Origin of the sequence: Mesorhizobium sp. M7A.F.Ca.AU.001.01.1.1 (assembly GCF_004022735.1) — a bacterium.
In the GTDB taxonomy this organism is placed as follows: Bacteria; Pseudomonadota; Alphaproteobacteria; order Rhizobiales; family Rhizobiaceae; genus Mesorhizobium; species Mesorhizobium ciceri.
In genome coordinates, this window is sequence record NZ_RZPF01000600.1 from 1 (window position 1) to 4,116 (window position 4,116).

The window sequence follows — 4,116 nt, forward strand, 5'->3', positions numbered from 1 at the left end:
GCTCGGCAGCGGCGCGCAGCGGCTCCATTTCCTGGGCGCGGGCGGCGGGAACGGTAATCGAGAAGAAGACCTTCCCGTCGGCGATGAAAATTTCCGAAACCATGCCGAGGTCGACGATGTTGCCGGTGAAATCCGGCCCGTTGACCGTCTTCAGACGCTCGGTGACGATTTCCTTGGTGACGGACATGGCAGTTTTTCCTTACGCAGCTTGCGCCTGAGATGCAGCTTGCACCTGAGATAATGCAGTTTCCGGACAGAACCAAGCCGTGGAGCAATGGCTGTCTTGGCGTGCCTGAAAAACCGGCGGGTCCCTCCGGATTTCATCCGCCCCCAAAGTCCTCCAGATAAGCGAGCGCCCATGCGGCCCGCAATCAATCCAGCCGACAGTCGCCAAACGATCGCAGCGACCTATTTCAACGACCAGCACGGGACCGACAAGCCGAGAAGGAGGCGATTATGCTCGCAAACAGCAACGCAACGGCAAATCTGGCGGTAAGCGATCTGGCAAAGGCCAAGGCTTTCTACGAAGGAACGCTTGGCCTGAAACAGGTGCAGGATGAGGGGGGCGAACTGATCGTGTACAAAAGCGGCGATACCACCCTCAACGTCTATCATTCCCAATTTGCCGGAACCAACAAGGCGACAGCGGTGACCTGGATGGTTGGCGACGAGATCGGCAACATCGTCAAGGAGCTGAAGTCGAAGGGCGTCGCCTTCGAGCACTATCAGATGCCGGGCTTGACGCTGGAGGGCGATCTCCACGTCGGTTACGGAATGAAAGTTGCCTGGTTCAAGGATCCAGACGGCAACATCCTGAACCTTGTGGACAGGTAGATTTCTTCACCTCACCTCGCCAGGCCAACCGCGAGGTAGGTGAGCGCCGAAATCAAAGCGGTGGCCGGCAAGGTAACGATCCAGGCGATGACGATGTTGCCGGCAATGCCCCAGCGCACGGCCGAGACGCGGCGGGCGGCGCCGACGCCGATGATGGCGCCGGTGATGGTGTGGGTGGTCGATACGGGAACGCCGAGCCAGGTCGCCGCAAACAGCGTGATCGCCCCACCGGTTTCGGCGCAAAAACCCTGCATCGGGTTCAGCCGGGTGATCTTCGAGCCCATGGTGTGGACGATGCGCCAGCCGCCGAACAGGGTGCCGAGCGCCAGTGCCGACTGGCAAGTGAGGACCACCCACAGCGGCACGTAGAAAGTCGCGCCGAGCATGCCTTGCGAATAGAGCAGCACGGCGATGATGCCCATGGTCTTCTGGGCGTCATTGCCGCCGTGCCCGAGGGAATAGAGCGAGGCGGAAAAGAACTGCATGACGCGGAAGGTGCTGTCGACCGCAAACGGCGTCTGGCGCACGAAGAGCCACGAGACGACGAGAACCAGGACGAGCGCCAGGATAAAGCCCGTCGCTGGCGACAAGACGATTGCCGCGACCGTCTTGCCAAGCCCGGTCCAAACGATGGCGCCCACGCCTGCCTTCGCCACACCGGCGCCGACCAGGCCGCCGATCAGCGCATGCGAGCTGCTCGAAGGGATGCCGGCGATCCAGGTGACGATGTTCCAGACGATGGCGCCGACCAGGGCTGCAAAGATCACCGCCGGGGTGACGATGCTGACGTCGACGATGCCTTTGCCTACGGTCTCGGCAACGTGGAGGCCGAAGAACATGAAGGCGATGAAATTGAAGAATGCCGCCCACAGCACCGCATATTGCGGCCGCAGCACGCGGGTGGAAACGATGGTGGCGATGGAATTGGCGGCGTCGTGCAGGCCGTTGAGAAAGTCGAAGAACAGTGCGACGGCGACGAGGCCGGCCAGCACGGGAAAGGCAATGGTTGCTTCCATCACCTAGACATTCTCAATGACGATGCCGCTGATCTCGTTGGCGACGTCCTCGAAGCGGTCGACCACCTTTTCCAGTTGGCCATAAATCTCGCTGCCGATCATATAGGCCATCGGATCGCTGCTGCCGTGCTTCCTGAAGAGATCCTTCAGCCCTTGCTCGTGCAGGTCGTCGGCCCGGCTTTCGACGCGCATCACCTCTTCGGCGATGGCGTTGAGGCGCACAGTATGCGTTGCGACCTTGTTGAGCAGCGGGATCGCCTCGGCCACCAGCTTGGCGGCGGCGACGATGACGCCACCCATTTCCTGCATCAGCGGATCGAACTCCTTGCGCTCGAACAGCTTCACCGTCTTGACCGTCTTGTGCATCATATCGATGGCGTCATCCATCGACTGGATCAGGTCCTTGATGTCGCCGCGATCGAAAGGCGTGATGAAGGAGCGCCGTACCGCCAGCAGGACTTCCGCGGTGATGTGGTCGGCCTCATCTTCGAGATCGATGATTTTCTGGCACCAGAGATCGATATCCCTGCCCTGGAGAAGCTGCTCCAGCGCCTCGGCGCCGCCGACCACGGTGCGGGAATGTCGTTCGAACAGGTCGAAGAAGCGATCTTCGCGCGGCAAAAGCTTGCGGAACCAGCCCAGCATGGTCGATCTCCCAGTTTCATCCACATAGCGCCGCATTCAGCCGCGGGAAACAGGTAGCCGGCTTAAAGGTGTGGATGCAGGGCAATTGTGCGTGGCGCTTGCGGTAGAGCACAATTTCCCCGACCTTGCAGCGAACGACCGGAAAGATCACATGATCGACAAGCTGGAATTCTTCATCGCGCTCGCCAGGGAGGAGCATTTCGGCCGGGCGGCGGAGGTGTGCGGCGTCACGCAGCCGACGCTGTCGGCCGGCATCAAGCAGTTGGAAGGCCAGCTTGGCGTCATGCTGGTTCTGCGCGGCTCACGCTTCCAGGGGCTGACGCCGGAGGGAAAACAGGTGCTGGTGTGGGCACGCCGCATCGTCGGCGACACCAGGACCATGCGCGAGGAAATGCGGGCGGCGCGCCACGGACTTTCGGGCCGTATCCGCATCGCCGCCATCCCGACGGCGCTCGCCATGCTGCCGCGGCTGACGACGCCATTTCGCGAAAAGCATCCCGGCGTCACCTTTTCGGTGCTGTCGCGGACCTCAATCGAGGTGCTGTCGCTGCTCGGCAATTTCGACATCGATGCCGGCATCACCTATCTCGACAACGAGCCGCTGGGGCGGGTGACCAGCGTGCCGCTCTATGACGAGCGCTACCAACTGATCACCGCGATGGGAAATCCTTATTCCGACCGCGACAAAGTGACATGGGCGGAGCTCTCAAACCTGCCGCTGTGCCTGTTGACGCCGGACATGCAGAACCGCCGCATCATCGACCAGCATCTGGCCGAAGCCGGCGTGCAGGTGCGACCGACGCTGGAATCCAATTCGATGATCGTGCTGTTTTCGCACATCCGCACCGGCAAATGGTCGTCGATCATGCCGCTCAACCTTGCGGAAACATTCGGCTTTTCCGAACCGATCCGCGCCATTCCAATCATCGAACCTGACGCCAGCCACACGGTCGGCCTGGTGGCGACACCGCGCGAACCGCACACACCTTTGGTCTCGGCGCTGCTGGACGAGGCAATGGCGCTGGCGGACGATTTCCATGCCAACCGTTCCGCTAGACAGGGTTAGTCAAACGGAACGATAGAAAATTTCTATCGTACAACGAAACCGCTTTATTGATTTCAGAGGTTTTCTCTGATTTCTTAAGCACTTAGCGATAAAGCGGCACGCGCATGTCGTTGTTCCAAAACAGCTTGATGCTTTTGGCCGATATGCGTGGGTCGCTACGATAGGGAGGGCGCTGCATGACAATGCAGCCTGCAAGTACCGAGATTATGTCGCGCACGGCCGCGATCATCCAGGAGATGAAGGGGCTCGAAGGCCCTTTGCTGCCGATCCTCCACGGCATCCAGGAAGAGTTCGGCCATGTGCCCAAGGATGCGCTGCCGGTCATCGCCGAGGCGCTGAACATTTCCAGGGCCGAGGTGCACGGCGTCGTCAGCTTCTATCACGATTACCGAAGCCATCCGGCAGGCCGGCATGTGTTGAAGCTCTGCCAGGCGGAATCCTGCCAGTCCATGGGTTCGGATGCCATCGCCGCCAAGCTGCAGCAACTGCTGGGCATCGGCTTTCATGAAACGACCCGCGACGGTTCGGTGACGCTGGAGCCGGTCTACTGTCTCG

6 protein-coding genes are annotated in these 4,116 nt (G+C 60.8%); 3 read left to right on the plus strand and 3 right to left on the minus strand.

Annotated features, from left to right (window positions below):
* The coding region (locus tag EN884_RS27970) for an iron-sulfur cluster assembly protein (protein ID WP_164895189.1) at positions 1 to 187 on the minus strand (187 nt) is incomplete at its 3' end.
* Positions 188 to 456: 269 nt separating this feature from the next.
* On the opposite strand from EN884_RS27970, the gene EN884_RS27975 reads away from it, so the two are divergent.
* Positions 457 to 834: a VOC family protein gene (locus EN884_RS27975; RefSeq protein ID WP_063169927.1), complete on the plus strand. Its 378-nt coding sequence runs from the start codon at positions 457 to 459 to the stop codon at positions 832 to 834.
* An 11-nt stretch (positions 835 to 845) separates the two neighbouring features.
* Here the strand turns inward: EN884_RS27975 and EN884_RS27980 are convergent, their stop codons facing one another.
* The gene (locus tag EN884_RS27980; protein WP_013528008.1) at positions 846 to 1,850 is read right to left on the minus strand and encodes an inorganic phosphate transporter; all 1,005 of its coding nucleotides are present in this window, start codon (positions 1,848 to 1,850) and stop codon (positions 846 to 848) included.
* Positions 1,851 to 1,853: 3 nt separating this feature from the next.
* On the minus strand, positions 1,854 to 2,495 hold the full coding sequence (locus EN884_RS27985) for a DUF47 domain-containing protein (protein WP_013528009.1): 642 nt from the start codon (positions 2,493 to 2,495) through the stop codon (positions 1,854 to 1,856).
* A 151-nt stretch (positions 2,496 to 2,646) separates the two neighbouring features.
* Between EN884_RS27985 and EN884_RS27990 the strand changes: the two genes are divergently transcribed.
* Both EN884_RS27990 and EN884_RS27995 read left to right on the plus strand, forming a co-directional pair.
* Positions 2,647 to 3,561: a LysR family transcriptional regulator gene (locus EN884_RS27990; RefSeq protein WP_063169926.1), complete on the plus strand. Its 915-nt coding sequence runs from the start codon at positions 2,647 to 2,649 to the stop codon at positions 3,559 to 3,561.
* A 176-nt stretch (positions 3,562 to 3,737) separates the two neighbouring features.
* Positions 3,738 to 4,116, plus strand: a 379-nt coding sequence (locus EN884_RS27995; protein WP_128360856.1) for a formate dehydrogenase subunit gamma, incomplete at its 3' end; no start/stop codon positions are given.

What these genes read in the sequence shown, in the direction of transcription:
- EN884_RS27975 (WP_063169927.1), top strand. Translation starts at nt 457, where the DNA reads ATGCTCGCAAACAGCAACGCAACGGCAAATCTGGCGGTAAGCGATCTG.
- EN884_RS27980 (WP_013528008.1), bottom strand. Translation starts at nt 1,850, where the DNA reads ATGGAAGCAACCATTGCCTTTCCCGTGCTGGCCGGCCTCGTCGCCGTC.
- EN884_RS27985 (WP_013528009.1), bottom strand. Translation starts at nt 2,495, where the DNA reads ATGCTGGGCTGGTTCCGCAAGCTTTTGCCGCGCGAAGATCGCTTCTTC.
- EN884_RS27990 (WP_063169926.1), top strand. Translation starts at nt 2,647, where the DNA reads ATGATCGACAAGCTGGAATTCTTCATCGCGCTCGCCAGGGAGGAGCAT.